The organism is Streptomyces sp. TBY4, from assembly GCF_024213195.1.
Classification (GTDB): Bacteria; Actinomycetota; Actinomycetes; order Streptomycetales; family Streptomycetaceae; genus Streptomyces.
In genome coordinates, this window is record NZ_JANAVF010000003.1 from 128,409 (window position 1) to 149,760 (window position 21,352).

Below are 21,352 nucleotides of genomic sequence, written 5' to 3' on the forward strand. Positions count from 1 at the left end.
GGCCCCGGAGCCTCAGGGAGCCCCGTGCGCGCCGCCGTATCAGCCGACTCGTCGCCGCACTGGCTCGCTGGCGAAACAGAGCGAGCTACACCTCCCGACGGCTCGAACCTGGCCGACGTCCTCAAGGCGTACCGAGCACTCCACAAGCTTAAGCAACAGGATCTTGCGGATCTACTCGGCTACGACCAGTCGTACGTATCTCTGCTCGAACGCGGCAAGCGGAACATTCGAGACATGGACGAACTCCGCCGGCTAGCTGCTGCGCTGGCGCTCCCGGAGGATGAGCTGGGATTGCTCCCGTCGGACGAACCGATGGTCACGGTTGCGGCATCTGCTGGAGACCTGGCCACGGAGGGCCCACTCGCCGCCGTGGACGACCAACGGCGCTGGCGCATGACGCGCCGCGAGCTCAACCGGCACCGGGCAGACCTGACGAAGGCCGCAGCCCGGCTGTACCCGGACCTCTCCCGGGCCGGGAACAGCCCGGTGCTCACCCGTGAGTCGTGGATGTGGCCTGCACCAGTCGACTTCGCGGACATCGAGCTGGCCTGGCTGACGCAGACCAGTCCGCCGGAAGTCACCGGGCGGGAGTCGCAGTCAGAGGGCGTCCGACCTCTCGCTCCTCAGGGCACCAAGTTCGATCGCTACACCCAGGCGATCCGGATGATCGACCGTCCGTCTCTGTTCGTCAACCGACCGAGCTTCCGGCTGCTCGATGTCGCTCAAGCCGACGGGCGCCCCAAGCTGTCCTTCGGCTACACGACCTACTTCGACATGGCCGACGTCTGCGAAGGCGTGGCGCACGAGCTGGCGAGCGCCTGGCTGAAGACCGGCAGCGACCCGGGCTGGATCAGCGATCCGAGCTGGGCGGAGCTGCCCTTCCGGGGCTTGGTCGGGGATCCCTTCGACCTGGGCCACAGGCCGTTGCTGCCGTCCATCGACACCCTGACCATCAGGCTTGGTCCCGACGGGGCGTCGTTTCCGCTCCACCACCGGTCGGCGAGCAACGTCGCGTTGGCCGGCGGGACCTACCACGTCATGCCGGCCGGGGTCTTCCAGCCGTCATCGGTGATGCCCTGGGACCAGTCGAACGACTTCAACCTCTGGCACAACGTGCTCCGGGAGTACGCGGAGGAGTTCCTCGGGGACCCTGAGGCCGACGGCAGCAGCGGCGAGCCGATCGACTACGACTCCACCGAACCGTTCCAGACCCTCAACCAGGCCCGCCGCGAAGGCAAGGTGCGCCCGTACTGCTTCGGGATCGGTCTGGACCCCCTCACGCTGGCTGGCGAGATCCTCAGCGTGGTGGTCATTGAGTCCGACGTGTACGACGCCGTCTTCTCCGGCATGGTGTCCCGGAATTCCGAGGGCACGGTCGTCGCAGGTCGGGCCGGTGACAGCAGCGCGGGGATTGAATTCACCGAGGCCAACATCCGGCGCCTACTGGACAATGAACCCCTGGCATCCGCTGCCGCCGCGTGCCTCGACCTGGCGTGGCAGCATCGCGGGCTCATTCTGGGCTGAGAGGCAGATCAGTGCGCGTACTTGTGACCGGCGCCTACGGATTCGTGGGCAACGCGGTTGTGCGACGGCTCGCCGAGGCAGGCCACGACCCTGTGGTGCTCACGCATCGGCCGGCTGATGCCCCCCTGCCGGAGCTGCCGGTGACCAAGGTCTTCCACGGTGACATCCGGGATGAGGCGGCCCTGCGAGCGGCTCTCGACGGTGTCCAGGGCGTCTGCCACCTCGCAGCTCTAACCCGAGTCCGCGAATCCTTCGAGCGGCCGGAGGAGTACCAGGCCGTCAACGCTGGCGGCACGGTGACGCTGCTCGATGCGCTGGCTGCCGCCTCGGCAGGCTCGGAGACCCCTACGGTCATCCTTGGCTCGACGGCGGCGGTCTACGGAGCACCCGAGCAGCAGCCCATTGGCGAAGACACCGTGCCCGCTCCGAGCAATCCCTACGGGACGTCGAAGCTGGCCGCAGATGAAGCCCTCCGGGCCCGAGCCGAGGCCGGAGGAATCAAGGCCGTAAGCCTGCGGTGCTTCAACATCTCGGGCGCCGTCAGCGGCATGGGGGACTCGGATGAGAGCCGCATCATCCCGAAGGCGGTCGCCGTGGCGGCCGGCCGCTACCCGCACCTTGAGATGAACGGCGACGGCGACGCAGTCCGGGACTTCGTGCACGTGGACGACCTGGCGCGCGCCTACGTGTTGGCTCTTGAGGCCGACGCCTCTGTCCCGTACCGGGTCTACAACGTAGGTGCCACCGCTGCCAGCATGCGGGAGATCGTGGCCACGGTTGAACGGGTGTCCGGAAGGGATGTGCCTGTAGTGCACCGCCCGCCTCAGCCCGAACCGCCGCGACTGGTGGCCGACATCTCCAGGATCACAACTGATCTCGGTTGGAAGCCGGAGCGGTCCAGCCTTGAGCAGCTGATCGGCGACGCATGGTCGGTCGTGTCCGCCGGCAGCCGCTAGGGCTTCCCCAAGCGGTCCTTGACGCTCTCCGGCAGGTTGGCGAACGCCGCATGCCAGCGCTCAAGGGCCGCTTCGCTGCTCGCTGCGCCGCTTCCGACCTTGTTCAGCGTCTCACGCAGGGCTGCTTCAACCTCCACGCCTGCTTGCAGAAGAGGCAAGGCCCAATCTGCGGCACCGCGCGAGTGATCCGAGAGCCGGGGCGGGAATTGGGCGAAGACCCCCTTGCCCTGGTGGCCGACTACGTACCCCTCGGCTCGCAGCAGGGACACAGCATTCTTCACCACGGTGCTTGATGCACCGGAGCTGTTGATCAGGTCCTGCGCCGAAGGCAGCGCGGAGCCGTCGGGCAGGTCGCCACTTCGGATACGTTCCCGCAGGTCATCGGCCAGCTGAAGGTATGCCGGCTGCCCTCGAAACTCGGTCATCGGGGTATTCCTCCACTCGCAGGTGATGTACCTAGTACACCAGTCTCCTCGGATCCATTCCCCCCAGACCTAGGTCGAGCCACTTGCCAACATGGTGCACTAGGTGCACCATGTTGTTCAGAGGGCAGCGAGCAAGCGGCAGACCTCATATGACAAGCCGTCATTCGATTCCGGAGCTCTGCGCGGACAGGCTTGTCGCAAGCAACGAGGCCACCGGAAACGGCGGCTCAGTCGCTGACAACTGGTCGATGAGGGGCCTTCTTTGGGCTGCTCGGAACACCCGCAGTACCTCTTGGCGTCCGGCGTGTCCCGTTCTTACGGGATCCCTTCGGGGTTACCGCGCCCGTCGGAGAGCCACCGGCTTCACTTTGAGAACTCAACAGCGTGATCCACCGCAGCAGGACGGCCGTGACCGCACCGGCCGAGGCGAGTGGAGACCAGCCGATCGAGAACGAGCCCGCGTCACACCCGGGCCCCACACCCCCATTGGGGGGACACGCCATCGGCTCTAAAGAACCACCCGGCCAATGGCCGCACGACCTCCAGGGACAGGGATTGCCTCTGGAGCGAGCGGCGCCGGGTGAGCAGTCCCACCTCTGTCCACCCCGACGTCGAGGAGTGCTTGTGAACCGCTTAAGACCCTTGGCCGCCACCGTGCTGGACCGGCACGGCGGCGTTGCCCTTCGAGTCGCCTGACCTTGCCGCACACGTGCGGCCCGGTTGCCTCCTCCGCCCGTCCGGCGCCCTTCCGGGTGTCGTACGGGCGGGGTCGAGGGGAACCGGACAGCCCGGAACCGTGACCCAAGGGAGAGCTTGATGCAGGAGTACAGCTTCACCGTCAAAGAGGTCGCCGACACCCTGACCCCCGGGGAGACCACGAGCGTGCGCGGCACGTTGAGCGCACCCTCGGCGGAGGCCGCCAAGAAGGCAGTCGAGAGGAGCTTGCGCACCAGGGGATACGAGGCGACCGGAAGCATCACGGTCACCCCGAAGTAGCCCGGCCCTACTTGCCTCTTCCCGAAAGGGCCCCCGTGAACGTAGAGATCGTCTCGTTCGGCTACCTCCACGCCGCACCGCCCGCAGCTCACCTCACGCTCGACCTGCGCAGCCACTTCCGGGACCCGCACGTGTCCTCGGAGCTTCGGTACCTGACCGCCGAGGACGAGGCCGTGCGTCACGCAGTGCTGGCCACCCCCGGAATCGTGCCGCTCATCACCGCGACCCTGCTCGCCGCCGACGCGTTCGCGGCCGGTCCGGGCGGCGGCGATCTCGTCATTGCCACGGGGTGCCAGGGCGGGCGCCACCGCGCCGCAACCGTCGCCCTGACCCTCGCCCACCTGCTCACGGGCGCCGGGCACACGGTCACGCTCCACCACCGCGACCTGCACAAGCCCGTCGTCAACCGCTGAACCCCCAACGCAGTGCGGCCTCCGGCGCTCGAACGCCGGAGGCCGCTGAGTCCCGTTCCTCCCTAGAAGGAGCAAAACCCATGAAGCACATCGCTGCACTTCAGGACGTTGTTACGCCGTGGTCCGACGGTCTGGAGCCGTCGGACGCGGAGCTGGACGCGATCGAGGCCGAGATGCCCGTGGTCCTGGCCGAGGTCGAGTTGCTGGACGCGCTGATCGTCCTGCTGGACCGGCCGGCGTCGGAGTTCGACGGTCGGCGGATCCGCAGGGCCCACAACCGGGTTCTGACCGCCCGCCGGGACGCGGCCAACCGCGCCGCCGGTACGCAGGTCTCGGGGGACGCGGCATGAACGAGCGCACCGAATCGGCCCACGTCGCCCTGCTGGAAGCGATCGTGGAAGCACTGGATCTGCCGCTGCCCTCGATCGCGGAGGCGGACGAGCGGCTGTACTACGGGCTGCTGGAGCGCCGGGTCCTCGCCGTGCGGATCACCCTCCAGGCGAACCGGACCGTCAGCCGGGACCCGCGGCTGGCCGCAGACGCGATCCGCACCCGGACCGCTGAGGAGCCCGTCACCTACACCCCGTACGAGTTCGACAAGGACGGGGAAGACCGGTGACCGGCCGCCCGCTGACGGGAGCGCAGAAGTTCGTCCTCGGTATCGCGTTCGCTCCGATGCTCGCCACGGGGGCGGCCGGGGGCTACGGCACCTACTCCAACATCAAGGGCGCCTACAACTCCGGCACCGCCCTCGGTGCGGTTGCAGCGGGCGAGGGAGCGACCGCTGTCCTGGCGCTCGTGTTGTTGGGGCTGACGATGCTTGGGCAGTCCTCCCCGGCCGTGGTCCGCGCCGGGCTGTGGGCGCTGCCGGCCGCCGCGTCGGCCATGTCCGCCGTCGCCGCCCCGGACGGGCCCCGCACGGTCATCTACGCGATCACCCCGCTGGGTATGTCGGTAGCGGCGGAGGGCATGGCGTTCCTGGCCCGCCGGATCGTGGTTCACGTCGACGGCCGGGACGCCGAGGCGGAAGCCCGGGCGGCGGCCGTGGTCCAGGCTCTGGCCTACCACCGCGCCCGCGCCGCCAACCACCCCGACGCGAAGATCCGGGAGCGTTCGGACCGGACGTCGTGGCGCCTGGCCCGCAAGGTCGGCACCGCGGACATCACGCTCGGAGCGCGGCTGCTGGACGTCCAGCGGGAGCGGATCGCCACCGGCGCGGACGTCGCCCTCGGCGACATGTTCGCGATCACCGTCACACCCCCGACCACGCCCGTCACGGCTGGGCGTGACGCCGTCACGGCGGCCGTGACTCCGGCCCTCCCCGCAGCACCCGAATCGGGTCCCAGCGAGGTGGCCGTCACGGGTGGGCGTGACGGGGAAGACACGCAGGTCAACGACCCGCTGACCGGTCTGGACGGGGAGGGCGTCACGCCCGCCGTCACGCCTGCCGTCACGCCCGTGACGCTCGACGAGGTCGCCGCCATCGCCGGAGTCTCCACTCCGCTGATCGGTGAGCCTCTGACCGACGAGCAGATCGTGGTCGTCCTGCGGTTCCTGCGCTACTCCGACGACCCGCCGCTGTCCTACCGGCAGACCGTCACCGCGTTCCGCGAGTCCGGATTCACCGGCGGCGAAGCACGTATCCGCGGCGCCTGGGCCACCCTCATGGCCCAGGAAGAGAGCCCCCGATGACCACCCTCCCCGTCTACACCTGGCGCCTGGCCCCCGACGGCCTGGCCACCCGCCGCCAGCTCCGCGCCGCCGGCCTCCGGCCCGGCGGACAGGACGTCGCCGCTCAGGTGGAGCGGCCCCGCTACCGGCGCGGGCCGCTGGTCGCCTTCCTGTACCGGATAGAGCTCGCCCGCCCGGTCCGTCCCATGACCGCGGCCAAGGCCGCGGCTCTGGCAAAGGCGAACGCGGCCCGCCGTACCTGCCCCACCTGCCGTGCCGATGCCGGGTATGTGATCCCGTCCTCGCTCGGCATGTGCGTCCCCTGCGCCTACCCCGATGAACAGCACGCCGCCTGAACCGCCCCAGGCCTACCAGGGGCGGGCTTCACCGACCACACCCACACAGCACTGGAAGGAGGAGCCACCGTGTCCGCAATCGACTGGGACGAGGAGTTCACCCGCATGAACCCCGAGACCGCCGAGAAGACCAGCACGTCGTCCAAGTTCTCCGTCAAGCTCGGCGGAGTCCGCCGCAACACCGCCGCGCTCGCCGTGTGCGGCACGATCGCCGTCCTCGCCGTGTGCGGCACGGTCGTGGCCGTCACCAGCATGCAGAGCGACCAAGCCGCCCAGGACAGTGCCGCTGCCCGGGAGAAGGCCGCGAACGCCCTGGTCGAAGTCGAGGCCGACAAGCAGCGAGCGCAGACCGAGGAAGCCGCGGCCAAGACGCTCTACGAGCGGGAGATGGCCGTCTACCTGGAGTGCATGAAGATCCGGGCAGCGGCCGTCGCAAAGGCCTCCTCCTACGACGTCTCCAGGATCGCCTCCTGCGCCGCCCCTACCCTCGGCGGTGCGGCCCCCAAGAAGCAGGAAGAGAGCACGAGCGGCGGGGCCGGCAGCGACATCGCCTCCAGCCCCTGGCTGTGGGTGGCCCTCGTCGGTGGCGGCGGTCTCTTCGCCTACAAGAAGCTCGCGGTGCCTTCCAGTTCCTTCGCCTCCTCTTCCGGTTCCAGCGCTGCGGTCCCCGCGAACAACAAGGGATTCACCTTCGAGAAGGGTGCATGAAATGACGCTCCAGTTCTTCGCTCTCGCGCTGTTCTGCTGGGCGCTGATCTTCACCTTCAAGAAGACGAAGGGAAAGCAGATGGCAATCTCCCTCCTGCTGATCGTCTCCGGGATCTTCCTGCCGTACACGCCGTTCAGTGAAGAGATCCGAGGCACCCTCGAATCGGTCTTCAACACGGCGAACGACACGGTCAGCGACATCGGATCGTCACGCTAGGCGACCATCCGCAGAGTTACCGGTTACCGGTTACAGGCCCCAGACGCCACCTCGACCCCGACCCAGGGGACCCGAACCGGCGTCTACAGGGGCTGTAACCGGTAACCGGTAACCGCTCGGAACTACACAGTGTCACTGAGGGAGGCTCGTGGAACTCCTCATACTCCTCGCCATCACGTACCTCGTGGGCGTCGACAACACGCACGACACATACGAGAAGGCGGGAATCAAGAAACCCCCGCCGAAGTCGAAATCCAAATGGGAGCCGACGAAGGCGCCGGACACCTTCCGAAATGCCTCCTACAACGCGGCGGCGAAAGCGCATTACGGGCTCCTCGCGGGCGCCCACTGGGCTGGGGGTCTGCGCGACGGGTGGCGCTCCGCCTACCTGAAGAAGACGAAGCCTGCTCCTTCCGTTTCGTCCTCCGGTACGGCGCCTTCGGGATCCTCCGGGCCCCTGTCGGGGGCCACGATCCCGCCGAAGCCCAAGACGCCGCCGACGGCATCCACGGTCCCACCGAAGCAGACCTCGGCCACCCCGCCGCCGCCGAAGCCGACCCCGGCACCGCCGAAGCCCACGGCGCCCCCGACCCCGCCGCCGGCCGCGCCCCCTACTGCTGCGCCGGGTCCGACGATCCCGCCGCCCGGCACGGTCCCTGCGCCTCCGACCGTCAAGCTTCCCGACCACATCCGGAAGGACCCCGCGATGCAGCCCAACCCGCCCGTTCCGCACACCGCGACCGTCGACGCCAAGGGCGTCCACGTCACCACGGCCGCCGGGAAGTCCCGCACCTACAGCAGCGGCGAGGTCATCAACCTCACCCAGGTCATCGACCTCTCCGAAGGCGCGGCCACCCTGTGCCAGTCCAGCTCCGAGAAGTGCCTGGAGCTCGTGGACGAGTCCACGCAGCTCGCGGCGGACTGCGAGGTGCTGATCTCCGAGATCACCGAGAAGGGAGTCGGCGAGAACCTCATCGCCAAGTGCGAGCACCTCAAGGAGCAGCTTGAGCTCCAAGCCGCGGCCGCCAAGAAGTTCCACGACCAGATCCAGGGCGGCGAGGAAGCCTGCCGGACCGCGTCGCAGAACGCCGAGGTCCGCCACGGCGGCATCTTCCGCGCCGTGGCCGACTCCCCGCTGACCAAGCCCGCCGAGCGCGACTTCTACAACGCCCGATAGGAGAGGAACCCATGTCTGCGACTGAATCCCTCAAGGACGCCGCCACCTACGCGCTGCTGCGGACCAAGCTCGCCTGGCTCACCCACCAGGTCCACGTCCACGGCGAGACCGTCACCAAGCTCGCCGCCGACGTCGACGAGACCGCGGAACAGATGCAGGACGCCTCCGAAACGATGAAGGCCCTCGCCGTCGACGACGCGACCACCGCCGAGTTCGCGGACGCCGCCCTGACCATGACCGGCGCCAAGGAAGCGGCCGGCGAGTACAACTCCGCGGCCGACAGCGCGGCCGCGGCCGCCGACGACGCGAAGACCACCGTCGAGTCCGACCACGGCGGCATCGCGGACGCCGTGGACACCTCCCCCGTCGAGATGGCCGAAGCGGCCTTCTACGCCCAGCAGTAAGGAGAACCGGATCATGGGGCCGACCCGAGCACAGTTCATCCAGTACGCGCCCGCCGCCCTCGCCTTGGCGGCAGCCGCCGCCGGCCCCTGGTCCGCACTCGCCGCCGCAGCGGCCGGAGCGGGAGCCTGGGCCAGCAACGTTTCCGCCCCCGCCCTGCGCTCCCTGATCGCCTGTGGGATCACCAGCACCGGCTGCGGCATCGCCGCCCAGCAAATCCTGGCGTCCGGCATGAATCCGCTGTTCGCCCTCGGGCTCGCCGTCCCGGCCGGAGCAGCCGCGCTCGCCCACTACCGCAACACCGCCAGCCTGCTCACCGCGCTCCCCGCCAAGACCACCGCGGGGCAGAGCTCGCAGGCGCAGATCATCACCGCCTACTGGAAGGAGTTCATCTCCGGCCCCACCGAGACCCCGGGCCGCAAGCTCATCCAGGCCGGCGCCGAGCTCACCCACCTCGCTCTGGACGTCGGGGATGACCACGTGGCCTTCACGGGGGTCATCACGCTGCCCCAAGGGCAGCAGGTCCGGGTGAAGGCGGCCGACATCGCCTCCGTCTACCAGGTCCCTATCTCCCAGGTGGAGATGGGCGACCCCAAGCACTACGCGCCCAACGCACTGCCCGTCATGGTGCACCTCATGAAGGCGGCGGTGCAGCCGGAGATCGCGGGCGGCGTCCCGACGACGCCCGAGCAGGTGTGGGCCGCGCACGTCGCGATCCCGGACGGCGCGATGCCCGGCACCACCCTGGCCCTGACCCGCTACAACGGGCCCCTGGACTGGGAGGGCATCGCCACCCGCGACCGCAAGGCCATCGGAACGGTCAACCTGCAGGACCTCGCGGGCAACCTCGACCTGTCGGCCATCCAGATCGCTCTGGCGCCCACGGACAAGCCCTCGCAGATGGGGGTGCGCGTGATGAAGGAGCACGCGCTGACGCACGGCACGATGCTCTCCACGGTCGTCGACGAGCTGGCCATGGACTCGCGCGGCTACGTCCGCCTGGGCACCTACATCGACGCCAACGCCGCGCTGGTCCCGCTCGCGCAGCCCGGGTCCGGCGCCCGCCACCTCTACCTCGTGGGCGGCTCCCGCTCCGGGAAGTCCGGGGTCCTGGAACAGATCCTGCTCTCCGCCCTCAAGTCCCGCATCGCGGTGATCCTGTCCTCCCCGCAGGCCGGCACCATCGCCGGAGCGGACCTCACGGCGTACTGCGGGGATGGCCTGGACGAAGCGATGGGCGCCCTGCGCCTGGCCTACGCGATGATGCTCGACCGCGAAGCCCGCTACCGCGACCCGAAGTTCCCCTTCACCGACCCGCTCATCCTGATCGTCATCGACGAAGCACACATGCTGCTGTCGGCCTCCTCCCCGTACCACGCGGAGGCCAAAGCGATCGTCGAGCAGCTCACCCGCCGCTCCCTCAAGCGCGGTATCGGCGTGATCCTGGCCACCCAGACCCCGCTCGCCGAAGACCTCGGGAACTCCTCGATCATCCGCTCCCAGCTCCTGATCGGCGGCGGCGCCGTCTTCCTGCGCTGCGCCAAGGGCCAGGGCTCCCTGGTCGGGACGAACGCGGTCCAGGGCGCGGAGGGCATCGACCTGTCGATGATCCCCGACTCCTGGCCCGGCCAGGCCCAGAAGGTTGCCGTCCGGGACATGAGCGGCCTGGACACCACCGCGTCCGCCCGGCCGGAGGACGGCACCTTCGGCCTCGGCTACCTCCTCACCCCCGGATCCCAGGCCGTCCAGTTCCGCTCCCTGCACCTGGACGTGGCACCCGTCGCCCTCGCCGCCGGCCTGCCGCCCGTCGCCGTCGAGGACTGCGAAGCCTGGCGTCACCGCGAGGCGATCGCGCAGACCCCGCTCGTCGACCAGCGCGGCAAGAACCTCGTCGGAAGCCTCACCGACCTCCTGCACAGGGCACAGAAGGGACCGACCGCACAGCCCCAGCCGCAGGCCCAACAGGGCTCCACCGACCCCGCGAGCCCTGCTGGGGCGGAAGGGCAGGAGCCGATCAAGCCGCGGATCCTCGCGCTCCTTCGGGCCGGGAACATGCCCATGACCGTCGAGACCATCGCCCGAAAGCTGGGCACCCCCGTGAACCACATCAAGCCCCGCCTGACCGAACTGAAGAAGCGAGACGAAGTCACCAACGAAAACGGACTGTGGAGGTCAGCAGCATGAACACCCGCACCCACACCCACTTCACCCACATCGACCCCGACCTGTACGAGAAGGCCTTCGAACTCCTCGCCCCCGCACCGCAACCCGTCGCCCCGGCGGCCCCCGCCGCTCCGGCCCCGGTCTCCCTCATCCTCGCCGCCCCGTCGGCACGCCTGACCGGCGCCGTCGAGAAGACCCTCACCGACGCCCTCACCTTCCTCGACACCCACGGCTGGGCCAAGGGCAGGCTCATCCACCCCGAAGGCGCCCGCTGCTCCATCGGCGCCCTGCGCGCAGCGGCCGGCGCCCGCAACGACGCCTACCGCGACGCGGGCAACCTCCTCCTGGACGAAGCCCGCCGCCAGCACGGCAAGCAGTGGGAGGCGATCCCCACCTGGAACGACTCCCACACCGGAGCCCAAGTCCGCAGCGTCTGGGAGGCTGCCATCCAGCGCGCCCACCACATGAACATCTGACCTGCGGCGCGCAGCAGGCCCGCCGACACCCATCTCAGCCCCACGCCCCGCTCGGAGACCTTTCCGGGCGGGGCGCCGCACTGTCCTGCCCTGCCTCAACTCCGACCCCCAGGAGACCAAGACTCGTGCGCCGCTACCGGTACCGCTGCTCCGTCTGCCTGACCACGTCCCCGACGGCCTTTCACCTCGACGACCTCGCCGTCGAGGCCGAAGGCCACCGCAACGCCCTGCATGGCGGTCACTTCCCCGACGGGGAGCACGCCGGCGAGATAGACCGCCTCGGCCGCTGGTACGCCTCCCTTGGCCCGCTCGCCACCCTGCACGCCCACCTCAGCGACACCCTCGCCGACCTCCGCAACACCGCGGACATGGGCCGCCCCCTGTGGGCCTCCGCCACCGCGGCCCTGGTCATCGGCGGCGCCGCCGCTCTGGTCCTCGCCGTCATCTTCGCCGCCCTCTGACAGGAAGCTTCCGTGTCGTTCTCCTTCACCAACCCCAGACCGGACCGCGAACCCTCCTTCTCCTTCACCGGCCCGGAGGAGGTCGAGGAGCAGCTCCAGGCCATCACCGACCTGGCACACGAAATCCTCCGCCTCGTCGCCGAGGTCCGCAGGCAGATCCGCGCCTGAGCCCCGACAGACACAACGAGGGCGGCCCCCTCTCACGCCAATGAAGCGGGGCCGCCCTCGTCAACCAGCACATCCAACTGAACTGGAGGACTCCAGCATGTCCCACACGACCGACATCCGGCGAGAGGGCCACCGGCCCGCCTTACTGGATCTGTTCTCCTGCGCCGGCGGCGCCGCCATGGGCTACCACCGCGCCGGGTTCGACGTGACCGGCGTCGACATCCGCCCCCGCCCGAACTACCCCTTCACCTTCCACCAGGGCGACGCCCTCACCGTCCTCACCGAACTGATCGAGTCGGGCGAGATCCGGCGGTTCGACGTCGTCCACGCGTCCCCGCCGTGCCAGGACGGATGCGCGCTCACCGTCGGCACCAACCGGGCCATGGGATGGGGCCGCAGCCACGTCCAACTCATCCCCGAACTTCGGGCCCTGCTCGACACCACAGGGCTCCCCTACACGATCGAGCAGCCCAACGGCAAAGCCCCCGTCCGCCGCGACATCACCCTGTGCGGCGAACAGTTCGCTCTCGGAGTGCTCCGCCACCGCAACTTCGAGCTGGGCGGCTGGACCGCGCCCCAGCCCGTCCACCCCAAACACCGCGGCCGGGTACGCGGCTGGCGGCACGGACAGTACTTCGACGGTCCGTACGTCGCCGCCTACGGTTCCGGCGGTGGGAAGGCCACCGTCGCCGAGATGCAGGCGGCGATGGGGATCGACTGGACCGACGTCCGGGAGGAACTCACCGAAGCCATTCCCCCGGCCTACTCCCAGTGGCTCGGCCGCGTCTTCCTCGCCCGTACCCTCGGCGGGGCGGTAGCCGCATGAGCGCGTCCGCGATGGTGCTCCCGCTGCGGCGCCCGAACGGTCTGCGGGTACTGGACCTGTGCTGCGGCGCCGGCGGCCTGTCGATGGGCTACCACCTTGCTGGCTTCGACGTCACCGGTGTCGACATCCACCGGATGCCGAACTACCCCTTCGGCTTCCACCAAGCCGACGCCCTGGAATACCTCGACCGGATCATCACCACGGGTGAGGTCGAGGAGTATGAGCTGATCCACGCGTCGTGGCCGTGCCAGAACAAGGCCCGGGTCACCGCCTGGCGGGGCAGCAGGGACAACCACCCCGACCTGATCACCCCCGGGAAGAAGCTCATGGAGGCCTCCGGACGGCCGTGGGCCCTCGAGAACGTCCCTGAGGCCGCCTGGGACGGGACCCTGCGCCCGGACTACCTGCTGTGCGGGTCGCAGTTCGGCCTGAACGTGCGCCGCCACCGGGCCTTTGAGACCTCCTGGGCCGGTGGCGGCGACCTCCTGCCCCCGTGCTGGCACCACAAGGGCCTCCTGGCCTTCGAGCACAAGGGCGAGCGCGCGTACGCGGATGCCATGGGCTGCACCTGGATGAACAAGACCGAAGCCCGCCAGGCCGTACCGCCCGCCTACACCGAATGGATCGCCACCCAGTACCTCACCCACGAGACGAGGGCCGCCGCATGAACGACTCCCTCCTAAACGCGGCCTTGGCCACTGCCGCCCGCGGATGGCCCGTCTTCCCGCTCCGGCCCGGATCGAAGATCCCCGCTCTCCACAAAGAGGACCGCTGCCCCCGCACCGGGGGCTGCATCGACGGGCACCTGAAGTGGGAACAGCGCGCGACCACCGACCAAGCCGCGATCGTCCGCTGCTGGACGCACAAGCCGTACAACATCGGCCTGGCCACCGGCCCCGCCGGACTCATCGTGATCGACCTGGACACACCCAAGACCAACAGCAGTCAGGACGCGCCTGGCGGCGCGGAGACCTTTAGGGCGCTCTGCGAGCGCGCCGGGCAGGCCGTCCCCACCACCCACCGCACCCGGACCCCCTCCGGCGGGGCCCACCTGTACTTCACCGCACCGACCGGAATCCGGCTGGGGAACACGGCAGGCAAACTCGGCCCGCTCATCGACACCCGCGCCCACGGCGGATACGTCGTCGCCCCCGGCAGCACCACCGCGGCCGGAACCTACGAAGTCACCGACCCGTCTCCGGTCGTTGAACTGCCTGCTTGGCTCCTGTCGCTGCTCCAGCCTCCGGTACCCCGCCCGGTTCCTCTGCGGATGCCGGGGGCGGTCCGCGGCGGAAGTGCGGCTCGCGCGGCGCTGCACGCCGAGTGCGAGGCCGTCCGCCAGGCACCCGCGCATCAGGCGAACAACACGCTCAACCGCAGCGCCTTCAAGGTGGGGCGCTTCGTCGCATGGGGCGACATCCCCCGCGAGGAAGCTGAGGAGGCCTTCCAAGCGGCGGGGGAGGAGCGCGGACTGACCGTGGCCGAGTGCCGCTCCACGATCCGCTCCGCCCTCGACAGCTCCGCCCGCACGGTCCGCACCCGGCAGACGGCATGAGCGCCCAACTCCCGCTCCCCTTGGAAGGCCTGCCCCCTGCCCCGACCGGGACCAGCCCCGCCAAACCGGCCCCGGCCCGGGACGGCCGTAGCGCGCCGAAGGTCGTCGCCGAAGGCGTCCCTTCATCTGTTCGCCGTGACCCGCACGCCGACGACGTACGCCGGCCGGTGGCCTGGCTCCACATCGTGGCCCCGCCCTCCTACGGCGCCAGCCCGAGTGTCCGCTCATGGTGCTCGTGCGGCCGGGACATCTTCACCGCAGGCCGCGCACGCGCCCTCGCGCTCATCGCCGATCACGAACAGCACCGCACCACCTGCCCCCGTCTCACCCAGCGAAGGGACGCCGCCGCATGACCACGCACGACCCCGAGCTGTGGCCCGAGTTCGACGAGATGACCCCGGAGGACATCGCCGGACCCGGATGGGACGAACCCGTACCCCTCAACCCACGCGGCCCGCTCCCCGCCTTCCCCGTGGACGCTCTGCCCGACTGGCTCGCGGCCATGACGGCCGGCGTCGCCGAGGAGACGCAGACGCCGGCCGACCTCGCCGGGTGCCTCGCGCTGGCAGTCATCGGCACCGCCGCCGGCGGACGCGTCACCGTGACCGTGCGCGGCCAGTGGAGCGAACCCGTCAACCTCTACACCGCCGTCGCCCTGCCGCCCGGCAACCGCAAGAGCGCCGTGTTCGGGCTCATGACCAAACCCCTCCTCGCCGCCGAGCAGGCCCTCATCGACCTCACCGCACCCCAGCGAGCCGAGGCCGCGGCATCCGCCCGGATCGCGAAGGCCGCGGCGGAGAGGGCCGAGAAAATGGCCGCCAACGCCGACGCCGACAAACTGGCCGGGCTGACCGCCCAGGCCATCTCGCTGGCCGAGGCCGCCGAGCGCGCCGTCGTGCCGGCCGAGCCCCAGCTCGTCGCCGACGACATCACCGCCGAAAGCCTGACCAGCCTCCTCGCCCAGCAGGACGGACGGATCTCGATCCTGTCCCCCGAAGGCGAAATCTTCGAGATCATCGCCGGACGGTACTCCGGAGTCCCCAACATGGGGATCTTCCTCAAGGGCCACGCCGGCGACATGGCCCGAGTCAACCGCCAGGCCCGGGACCCCCAGTACATCGAGAATCCCGCCATCACCATGGGCCTCGCCGTCCAGCCCGATGTCCTGGACTCCATTGGACAGATCAAGGGCGCCGACGGCCGCGGCCTGCTCGCACGCTTCCTCTACTCCAAGCCCGAATCCCTCGTCGGCTACCGCAACCTCACCCCCGCACTCCTGAGCCCCGACACCGCCAGTACCTACGCCACAACGCTCGGGGGGCTGGCACTGACCCTCGCGGCCTGGACCGAGACGGCCACGCTCACCCTCACCCCGGAGGCCGACGCCGTCCTCCTGGCCTACCAGCGCGTCACCGAAGCCCGCCTCCGCAAGGAAGGGCCCCTGGCTCCGATCGTGAACTGGGCCAGCAAGCGCGACGGCGCCGTGGCCCGTATCGCGGGCCTCCTCCACCTCGCCACCCACCCCCAAGACGCCTGGACGCGGCCCATCGCCGTCGAGACCATGGCCGCCGCCACCCGCCTCGGGGACTACTTCACCGCCCACGCCCTCGACGTCTTCAACGCCATGAAGGCCGACCCTGCGCAGGAGGCCGCCCACACCGTCCTGACCCATCTGACCGAGAGCCGCACGGCCGCGTTCACCAAGCGCGATCTCTTCCGTGCGATGCCACGCAGCGAGTTCCCCGCCATGGGCGATCTCGATCCCGCCCTGGACCTCCTGGAGGAACACGGCTGGGTCCGGCAGCAGCCCCCGCCACCCCGCACAACACGCGGAGGCCGGCCGCCTTCGCCCCGGTATGAGACCCATCCCCGCCTCACCCCTGCCGCCTGAAAACCCCCGAAACCTCTGACAGAACTGACAGAACCTCCCGACCAGCCACCTGACCTGCGGAAACGAACACTTTCGGAGCTGTGACAAAACCTCCGGAAACTCTGACAGAACTCCAAAAACCTCGCCGCGTGCGAGCCGTCCGGTCTGACAGAACCGAGGTTTTCGAGGTTCTGTCAGAGTTTTTTGAGGTTTTGTCACGCGGCCCAAACCGGCCAAAACCGCAGCTCAGGGGCCACGTGGCGAGGTTCTGTCAGTTCTGTCAGTACTTTCCGGGGTTTTCGCGCCCCGGACCGAGCTGAAGGAGCCCGATGCCCCGCCCGCAGATGCTCAAGCTCGCCGAAGTCCTCACCGAGATCGGCATGAGCCGAGCCGCCTTCTACCGGATGCGTGCCCGTGGACAAGGCCCCCGGCTCATCAAGCTGCCTAACGGCCAGCTACGTGTTCGCCGCACGGATCTGGACGCCTGGCTGTCCGAGTGCGAGGAAGTCGCCGCCTGACCTGCCCCGTCCAGAGAGAGGGCTCACCCTTCGGTGGGCCCTCTCTCCAATTGGAGAGAAATTGCTGACCTACGACGTTGATATCTGGTCCATCCGGGAGCGGAAGGGGCGCCCCAAGCCGTTCGAGCTTCGGTGGCGAGCAGGTGAGCGACCGCACTCCCGAAGCTTCAAGCTCAAGGTGCAGGCTGACGGTCGCCGTTCCGAGCTGCTCGCCGCGCTGCGGAACCGGGAACAGTTCGACGAGCAGACCGGCCTGCCAGCCTCGGAGTTCGAAGCCCTGAGTACACCTACGTGGTACGAGCACGCCACGGCCTACGTGCTGATGAAGTGGCCGAAGGCCGCGGCCAAGCACCGTGCGAGCATCGCCGAGACGTTCGCCACCGTGACGCCGGCGTTCGTTTCCAGCTCACGCGGCGCTCCCGACTCCGCCGTTTTGCGGAAAGCCCTGTACGGGTGGGCGTTCCGCGCGGTACAGGCAGACGACGGACCTCTTCGTCTGCGTCACGAGGTCGAGACGCCGCCGGAGGACATCGCAGCCGCCCTCGCCTGGGTCGCATCGAGCACAGTCAAGATGACCGAGGTTGCGCGGTCCGAACGCCTACGTGGGGCCCTTGATGCCCTGTCCAAGAAGCTCAATGGGAAGCCCGCGGCCGACAACACGGTGAACCGGAAGCGCATGGTCATGAGCAACGCTCTGCGCTACGCCGTGGAGCGCGGGACCCTCCCCGCGAACCCCCTCGGCCGTCTCGACTGGACCGCGCCCGACAAGGACGACGAGGTCGACTTCCGCTACGTACCCAACCCCGACCAGGCTGCGGCTCTGATCGACGCCGTAAGGCAGTCCGGCGGCCGGGGGGACCACATGGCCGCCTTCTTCGGCTGCCTGTACTACGCGGCCATGCGCCCTTCAGAGATCGCTGCCCTGCGCGCTGCTGACTGCACCTTGCCCTCAACCGGGTGGGGAGAGCTGGTCCTCGCGGGAAGCCGACCCGAGGTCGGTTCGGGGTGGACCGACGACGGGCAGTCGTTCGAGCAGCGCGGACTGAAGCGGCGGGCCCGGACAGCAACCAGGTCCGTACCCATCCCGCCCGTCCTGACCACGATGCTCCGGGACCACAAGGAGAAGTACGGGGTCGCCGACGACGGTCGCCTCTTCCGGGCCGCGCAGGGGGGACGGGTCCGCTCTACGGAGTACTGCAACCTCTGGGACGCGGCGCGACACAAAGCCCTGCCGGCGGAAGAGGCCAAGACACCACTCGCAGACGTGCCGTACTCGCTCCGGCACGCGGGGGTGTCCCTGTGGATCAACTCCGGCGTGGACCCGATGGAGGTCGCGCAACGAGCCGGCCACAGCCTCACGGTGCTCTTCCGCTTCTACGCCAAGATCCTGAAGGGCCAGCAGTCCCGAGCGAACGAGCTCATCGAGAAGGGCCTCAGCGGCGGGTAAGCCCCCGGGTCTGGCCCACACATGGCCCATACGCGCTGGTCAACAGCGGGATACGGGCGGTCCAAGGTGAGACAGGGTGAGCAGAGAGGGCGGGCACCCGAATCGGGTACCCGCCCTCTGACCTGCTACTTCTCTGACCTGGCGGTGGGTGTGGGATTTGAACCCACGGTGACATCGCTGCCACGACGGTTTTCAAGACCGTTCCCTTAGGCCGCTCGGGCAACCCACCTGGCGGGTACAGAGTACCGGGCGGCGGGGTCGGGCGGCGCTGGGGATTCGCGGGAGGTCAGGCGGTCTGGGCCTTGTCGTAGGCCGCCTTCGCCTCGTTGCCGAAGTAGGGGCCGAACATGCGGTTCGGGAGGAAGGTGTAGCCGAAGCTGTTCACCGAGACCTGGGTGCCCAGGCCGGTCGCCTCGTTGAAGTCCTGGAACCAGGGGCCGCCGCTGGAGCCGCCGGTCATGTTGCACGGCAGGCTGTGGTCCTTGGTGAGGAGGAAGTCCTTGCCGCTGTTGCCGCTGCAGTAGACGAGTTTGGAGCCGTCGTACGGGGCGGCCGCCGGGAAGCCGAAGGCGTACATCTTCTTGTTGTAGCCGCCGTTGAAGACGATGCCCTGGGCTCCGACGGTCTGGCTGAGCGTGCGGCCGTTCAGCGGGGCGACGACCGCCAGGCCGACGTCCATGTTCATGTCCTCGCTCGCCACCCACTGGTCGGTCGCGAAGGTCTTGGTCGCCGTCCACTGCCCGTAGGGCGCGTTCCCGTTGTCGTAGCCCGGGACGAAGATCCAGTTGGTGTGCCAGGCGCCCTGGTACTTCACGCAGTGGCCGGCGGTGATCACCGTGCTGCCGTTGGCGCTGGTGATCGAGTCACCCGAGCAGGAGGCGCTCTTCCCGTTGAAGGTGAAGAAGACCCGGCCCGAGGTTTTGACCACCGCGCCCCCGGAGGTCCAGGCTCCGCCCGGCTGGGGGAAGGCCGCGGGGGAGGCCTTGAGGGATGCCGTGGGGGAGGCGCTCGCCGGGGTCGGGGCGATCCGCGTGGCGTGCTCCGTAGTGGTGGGCGCCGTACGGGCGATCGCGCCCGGGGCGGCCGTGATGTCCAGCGGGGTGGCGGCCCGCATCCGCTCGGCCGACCAGAGGCCCTGGGAGGCGGGGCGCGGCTCGGCGGCCGAGGGGGAGGCCGCCGTCAACGCACCCGCGAGCAGGGCGCCCGTCGCGAGCAGAACCGATAAGGCTGTCCGATGGCGATTCACGCATGACTCCTTCTGCCGTGCCCGGATGAAGAGTTGTCGGTGCGGATCGGGGGCAGAGTGGCACGCCTGGAACGAGATGTCAGGGGACAGTCGGAACGTTCGGTCGGTTCCGGCCAGGAAATGGCCAACTCCGGCTAGGTGGTGAGCAGGACGCCCGCGTACGAGGCTCCGGCCACCACCACCCAGGCCGCCAGGCCCAGGAGGGCGGCGCGTCCGCCGGTACGGGACAGGGTGGGCAGGTGGACCGCGCTGCCCAGGCCGAACAGCGCGGCGGCCAGCAGCAGTTCCTGTGCGGTGTGCGCCCAGTCCAGTGCTACGTCGGGCAGTGCCCCGGTGGCGCGCAGCGCGGCCGCGGCGAGGAACCCGGCCACGAACAGCGGCACCGGAGCCGGGCGGCGTCCCGAGGGCGTGCGCACTCCGCGCCGGCGGGCCCGTACCGAGAAGGCCACCGCCGCGACCAGCGGGGCCAGCAGGGCCACGCGCATCAGCTTGACCAGCACCGCTTCGCCGAGGGCGCCCGGGCCGGCGGTCTGGGCGGTGGCCACCACCTGGCCGACGTCGTGGACGCTCGCGCCGACCCAGCGGCCGAAGTCCGGGTCGGAGAGGCCGAGCGGGGACTGCAGGAGCGGGAGGACGGCGATGGCGAGGGTCCCGCACAGGGTGACCAGGGCCACCGAGGAGGCCACGTCCTCCTCGTCGCTGCCCGATACCTGGCTGACGGCCCCGATGGCCGAGGCCCCGCAGATCGAGTAGCCAGTGGCGATCAGCAACGGCTGGTCCCCGGGGAGGCCGAGCCGCCGGCCGAGCCAGAGGGTGCCGAGGAAGGTCGCCGCCACCACCCCGGCGACCATCGCCACGGTGGCCCAGCCCAGCCCGAGCACCTCGTCCAGCCCCAGCGCCAGGCCCAGCAGGACGATGCCGATCCGCATCAGGCGGCGCCCGGCCAGCGAGAGCCCCGGGCGCGCGGGGCCCCGTACGAAGGCACGTAGGCGGGGCAGGTGAGCCGCGGCGATGCCGAGCACCACCGCCACCGTCAGCATCGGCAGCCACGGCACCAGCCGGTGCACCGACCAGGCCACCAGGACCCCGGCCGCCGCGAGGCCCAACCCGGGCCAGGCTGACGATGTTTCACGTGAAACATCGACCGGATCCGGTGATCCCGCCCCGCGCACCGGGCGGTTCAGCAGGGCCATCAGTCGGTCGGGAGCGTGTAGACGCGGCGGACGCTGCTGCCCAGGCGTACGACGTCGGCGCCGTAGACGTGCAGGGATATCGCCTTGGTGCGACAGGAGTTGCGGACTTTGTGTATGTCGCCGGGCGGGGCGAAACCGCAGACCTCGCCGGGGCCGTTGACCACGTGCTCGGTGGCCACCAGACGGGCTCCGCCGGTGGGCGTGGCGGGGACGAGCCGGTAGCGGAGCTCGCTCTCCTCACCTTCGTGCACCCCGGCCACGCACCACGAGACGTGGTCGTGGATGGCGGTCTCCTGGCCCGGCAGCCACACCAGGGCCACCACGGAGAAGCTGCCGTCCGGCTCCGCGTGCAGGACGTGCTGCCGGTAGCGGTCGGGGTGGCCCTCGCACTGCTCCGCGGTGAGCAGACCGGGCATGCCCAGGTGCGGGGCGAGGCGTTCGCCGACCAGGTAGGCGGTCAGGTCGGGGGCCAGCCCCCGGTCCACGACCGTACGGATCTCACTGACGAGGGCGGCCGTCCTCGCGGTCGTGCGGGCCGGCGTGGTGGTGGTCATAAGGGGAGCGTCGAGGAGCCCACCCATCAC

General features: G+C 69.8%; 28 protein-coding genes and 1 tRNA gene. 23 read left to right on the forward strand and 6 right to left on the reverse strand.

All coding sequences use genetic code 11. From position 1 onward, the window contains the following. Positions 1–24: 24 nt before the first annotated feature. Together NLX94_RS08490 and NLX94_RS08495 are read left to right on the forward strand one after the other, a co-directional pair. Entirely contained in the window at positions 25–1,524 is a 1,500-nt protein-coding gene (locus NLX94_RS08490; protein ID WP_254381998.1) for a helix-turn-helix transcriptional regulator, read from the forward strand. 11 nt (positions 1,525–1,535) lie between these two features. Then, the gene (locus NLX94_RS08495; protein WP_254381999.1) at positions 1,536–2,480 is read left to right on the forward strand and encodes an NAD-dependent epimerase/dehydratase family protein; all 945 of its coding nucleotides are present in this window, start codon (positions 1,536–1,538) and stop codon (positions 2,478–2,480) included. On the opposite strand, the gene NLX94_RS08500 is transcribed toward NLX94_RS08495, so the two are convergent. Further along, positions 2,477–2,905, reverse strand: coding sequence for a winged helix-turn-helix domain-containing protein (locus NLX94_RS08500; RefSeq protein ID WP_254382000.1), 429 nt, complete (start codon positions 2,903–2,905; stop codon positions 2,477–2,479). The two genes, NLX94_RS08495 and NLX94_RS08500, sit on opposite strands and share 4 nt — an antisense overlap. A gap of 816 nt (positions 2,906–3,721) precedes the next feature. On the opposite strand from NLX94_RS08500, the gene NLX94_RS08505 reads away from it, so the two are divergent. The 8 genes from NLX94_RS08505 (at position 3,722) to NLX94_RS08540 (ending at position 7,266) form a co-directional block, all read left to right on the forward strand. Continuing rightward, on the forward strand, positions 3,722–3,901 hold the full coding sequence (locus NLX94_RS08505; RefSeq protein ID WP_254382001.1) for a hypothetical protein: 180 nt from the start codon (positions 3,722–3,724) through the stop codon (positions 3,899–3,901). A 35-nt stretch (positions 3,902–3,936) separates the two neighbouring features. After that, complete coding sequence (locus NLX94_RS08510; protein WP_254382002.1) at positions 3,937–4,314, forward strand: RNase adapter RapZ; 378 nt, start codon at positions 3,937–3,939, stop codon at positions 4,312–4,314. Positions 4,315–4,394: 80 nt separating this feature from the next. Then, positions 4,395–4,664 (forward strand): DUF6284 family protein, encoded by a 270-nt coding sequence (locus NLX94_RS08515; protein ID WP_254382003.1) that lies wholly within the window; start codon positions 4,395–4,397, stop codon positions 4,662–4,664. Beyond that, positions 4,661–4,933 carry a hypothetical protein gene (locus NLX94_RS08520; RefSeq protein WP_254382004.1) on the forward strand — a complete coding sequence of 91 codons (273 nt, stop codon included), beginning with the start codon at positions 4,661–4,663 and terminating at the stop codon, positions 4,931–4,933. Before NLX94_RS08515 ends, NLX94_RS08520 begins: the two co-directional genes overlap by 4 nt. A gap of 56 nt (positions 4,934–4,989) precedes the next feature. Continuing rightward, a complete protein-coding gene (locus NLX94_RS08525; RefSeq protein ID WP_254382408.1) occupies positions 4,990–6,006 on the forward strand; it encodes a hypothetical protein in 1,017 nt (338 codons plus the stop codon). Next, a complete protein-coding gene (locus NLX94_RS08530) occupies positions 6,003–6,341 on the forward strand; it encodes an RRQRL motif-containing zinc-binding protein (protein ID WP_254382005.1) in 339 nt (112 codons plus the stop codon). Before NLX94_RS08525 ends, NLX94_RS08530 begins: the two co-directional genes overlap by 4 nt. A 69-nt stretch (positions 6,342–6,410) precedes the next feature. Beyond that, positions 6,411–7,049, forward strand: coding sequence for a hypothetical protein (locus NLX94_RS08535; RefSeq protein ID WP_254382006.1), 639 nt, complete (start codon positions 6,411–6,413; stop codon positions 7,047–7,049). A 1-nt stretch (position 7,050) separates the two neighbouring features. Beyond that, a complete protein-coding gene (locus NLX94_RS08540) occupies positions 7,051–7,266 on the forward strand; it encodes a hypothetical protein (protein WP_254382007.1) in 216 nt (71 codons plus the stop codon). A 384-nt stretch (positions 7,267–7,650) separates the two neighbouring features. Here NLX94_RS08540 and NLX94_RS08545 read toward each other — a convergent pair whose 3' ends face one another. Then, positions 7,651–7,941, reverse strand: coding sequence for a hypothetical protein (locus tag NLX94_RS08545; protein ID WP_254382008.1), 291 nt, complete (start codon positions 7,939–7,941; stop codon positions 7,651–7,653). Between the two features lie 31 nt (positions 7,942–7,972). Between NLX94_RS08545 and NLX94_RS08550 the strand changes: the two genes are divergently transcribed. The 13 genes from NLX94_RS08550 (at position 7,973) to NLX94_RS08610 (ending at position 18,329) form a co-directional block, all read left to right on the forward strand. Continuing rightward, complete coding sequence (locus tag NLX94_RS08550) at positions 7,973–8,443, forward strand: hypothetical protein (protein WP_254382009.1); 471 nt, start codon at positions 7,973–7,975, stop codon at positions 8,441–8,443. A gap of 11 nt (positions 8,444–8,454) precedes the next feature. Beyond that, a complete protein-coding gene (locus tag NLX94_RS08555; RefSeq protein WP_254382010.1) occupies positions 8,455–8,847 on the forward strand; it encodes a hypothetical protein in 393 nt (130 codons plus the stop codon). 13 nt (positions 8,848–8,860) lie between these two features. Beyond that, positions 8,861–11,029, forward strand: a complete 2,169-nt coding sequence (locus NLX94_RS08560) for a type IV secretory system conjugative DNA transfer family protein (protein WP_254382011.1) — start codon at positions 8,861–8,863, stop codon at positions 11,027–11,029. Next, positions 11,026–11,484 carry a hypothetical protein gene (locus tag NLX94_RS08565; protein ID WP_254382012.1) on the forward strand — a complete coding sequence of 153 codons (459 nt, stop codon included), beginning with the start codon at positions 11,026–11,028 and terminating at the stop codon, positions 11,482–11,484. The genes NLX94_RS08560 and NLX94_RS08565 overlap by 4 nt, the downstream gene beginning before the upstream one ends. Positions 11,485–11,609: 125 nt before the next feature. After that, positions 11,610–11,945: a hypothetical protein gene (locus tag NLX94_RS08570; RefSeq protein WP_254382013.1), complete on the forward strand. Its 336-nt coding sequence runs from the start codon at positions 11,610–11,612 to the stop codon at positions 11,943–11,945. A 12-nt stretch (positions 11,946–11,957) separates the two neighbouring features. After that, complete coding sequence (locus tag NLX94_RS08575) at positions 11,958–12,113, forward strand: hypothetical protein (RefSeq protein WP_254382014.1); 156 nt, start codon at positions 11,958–11,960, stop codon at positions 12,111–12,113. Between the two features lie 97 nt (positions 12,114–12,210). Then, complete coding sequence (locus NLX94_RS08580; protein WP_254382015.1) at positions 12,211–12,939, forward strand: DNA methylase; 729 nt, start codon at positions 12,211–12,213, stop codon at positions 12,937–12,939. Next, a complete protein-coding gene (locus NLX94_RS08585; protein ID WP_254382016.1) occupies positions 12,936–13,607 on the forward strand; it encodes a DNA cytosine methyltransferase in 672 nt (223 codons plus the stop codon). The genes NLX94_RS08580 and NLX94_RS08585 overlap by 4 nt, the downstream gene beginning before the upstream one ends. After that, positions 13,604–14,494, forward strand: a complete 891-nt coding sequence (locus tag NLX94_RS08590) for a bifunctional DNA primase/polymerase (protein ID WP_254382017.1) — start codon at positions 13,604–13,606, stop codon at positions 14,492–14,494. The genes NLX94_RS08585 and NLX94_RS08590 overlap by 4 nt, the downstream gene beginning before the upstream one ends. After that, entirely contained in the window at positions 14,491–14,847 is a 357-nt protein-coding gene (locus NLX94_RS08595) for a hypothetical protein (RefSeq protein ID WP_254382018.1), read from the forward strand. Before NLX94_RS08590 ends, NLX94_RS08595 begins: the two co-directional genes overlap by 4 nt. Beyond that, the gene (locus NLX94_RS08600) at positions 14,844–16,385 is read left to right on the forward strand and encodes a YfjI family protein (RefSeq protein WP_254382019.1); all 1,542 of its coding nucleotides are present in this window, start codon (positions 14,844–14,846) and stop codon (positions 16,383–16,385) included. Before NLX94_RS08595 ends, NLX94_RS08600 begins: the two co-directional genes overlap by 4 nt. 308 nt (positions 16,386–16,693) lie before the next feature. Beyond that, on the forward strand, positions 16,694–16,882 hold the full coding sequence (locus NLX94_RS08605; RefSeq protein ID WP_254382020.1) for an AlpA family transcriptional regulator: 189 nt from the start codon (positions 16,694–16,696) through the stop codon (positions 16,880–16,882). A gap of 61 nt (positions 16,883–16,943) precedes the next feature. Next, complete coding sequence (locus NLX94_RS08610) at positions 16,944–18,329, forward strand: site-specific integrase (protein WP_254382021.1); 1,386 nt, start codon at positions 16,944–16,946, stop codon at positions 18,327–18,329. 139 nt (positions 18,330–18,468) lie between these two features. Here NLX94_RS08610 and NLX94_RS08615 read toward each other — a convergent pair. From NLX94_RS08615 to NLX94_RS08630, 4 genes are all read right to left on the reverse strand, one after another. Then, a tRNA-Ser gene (locus NLX94_RS08615) sits at positions 18,469–18,558 on the reverse strand. Between the two features lie 57 nt (positions 18,559–18,615). After that, positions 18,616–19,575, reverse strand: coding sequence for a peptidase (locus tag NLX94_RS08620; protein WP_254382022.1), 960 nt, complete (start codon positions 19,573–19,575; stop codon positions 18,616–18,618). Between the two features lie 134 nt (positions 19,576–19,709). Further along, on the reverse strand, positions 19,710–20,768 hold the full coding sequence (locus NLX94_RS08625; protein WP_254382023.1) for a YeiH family protein: 1,059 nt from the start codon (positions 20,766–20,768) through the stop codon (positions 19,710–19,712). Next, the gene (locus NLX94_RS08630) at positions 20,768–21,322 is read right to left on the reverse strand and encodes a cysteine dioxygenase family protein (RefSeq protein ID WP_254382024.1); all 555 of its coding nucleotides are present in this window, start codon (positions 21,320–21,322) and stop codon (positions 20,768–20,770) included. The genes NLX94_RS08625 and NLX94_RS08630 overlap by 1 nt, the downstream gene beginning before the upstream one ends. Between the last annotated feature and the right edge of the window lie 30 nt (positions 21,323–21,352).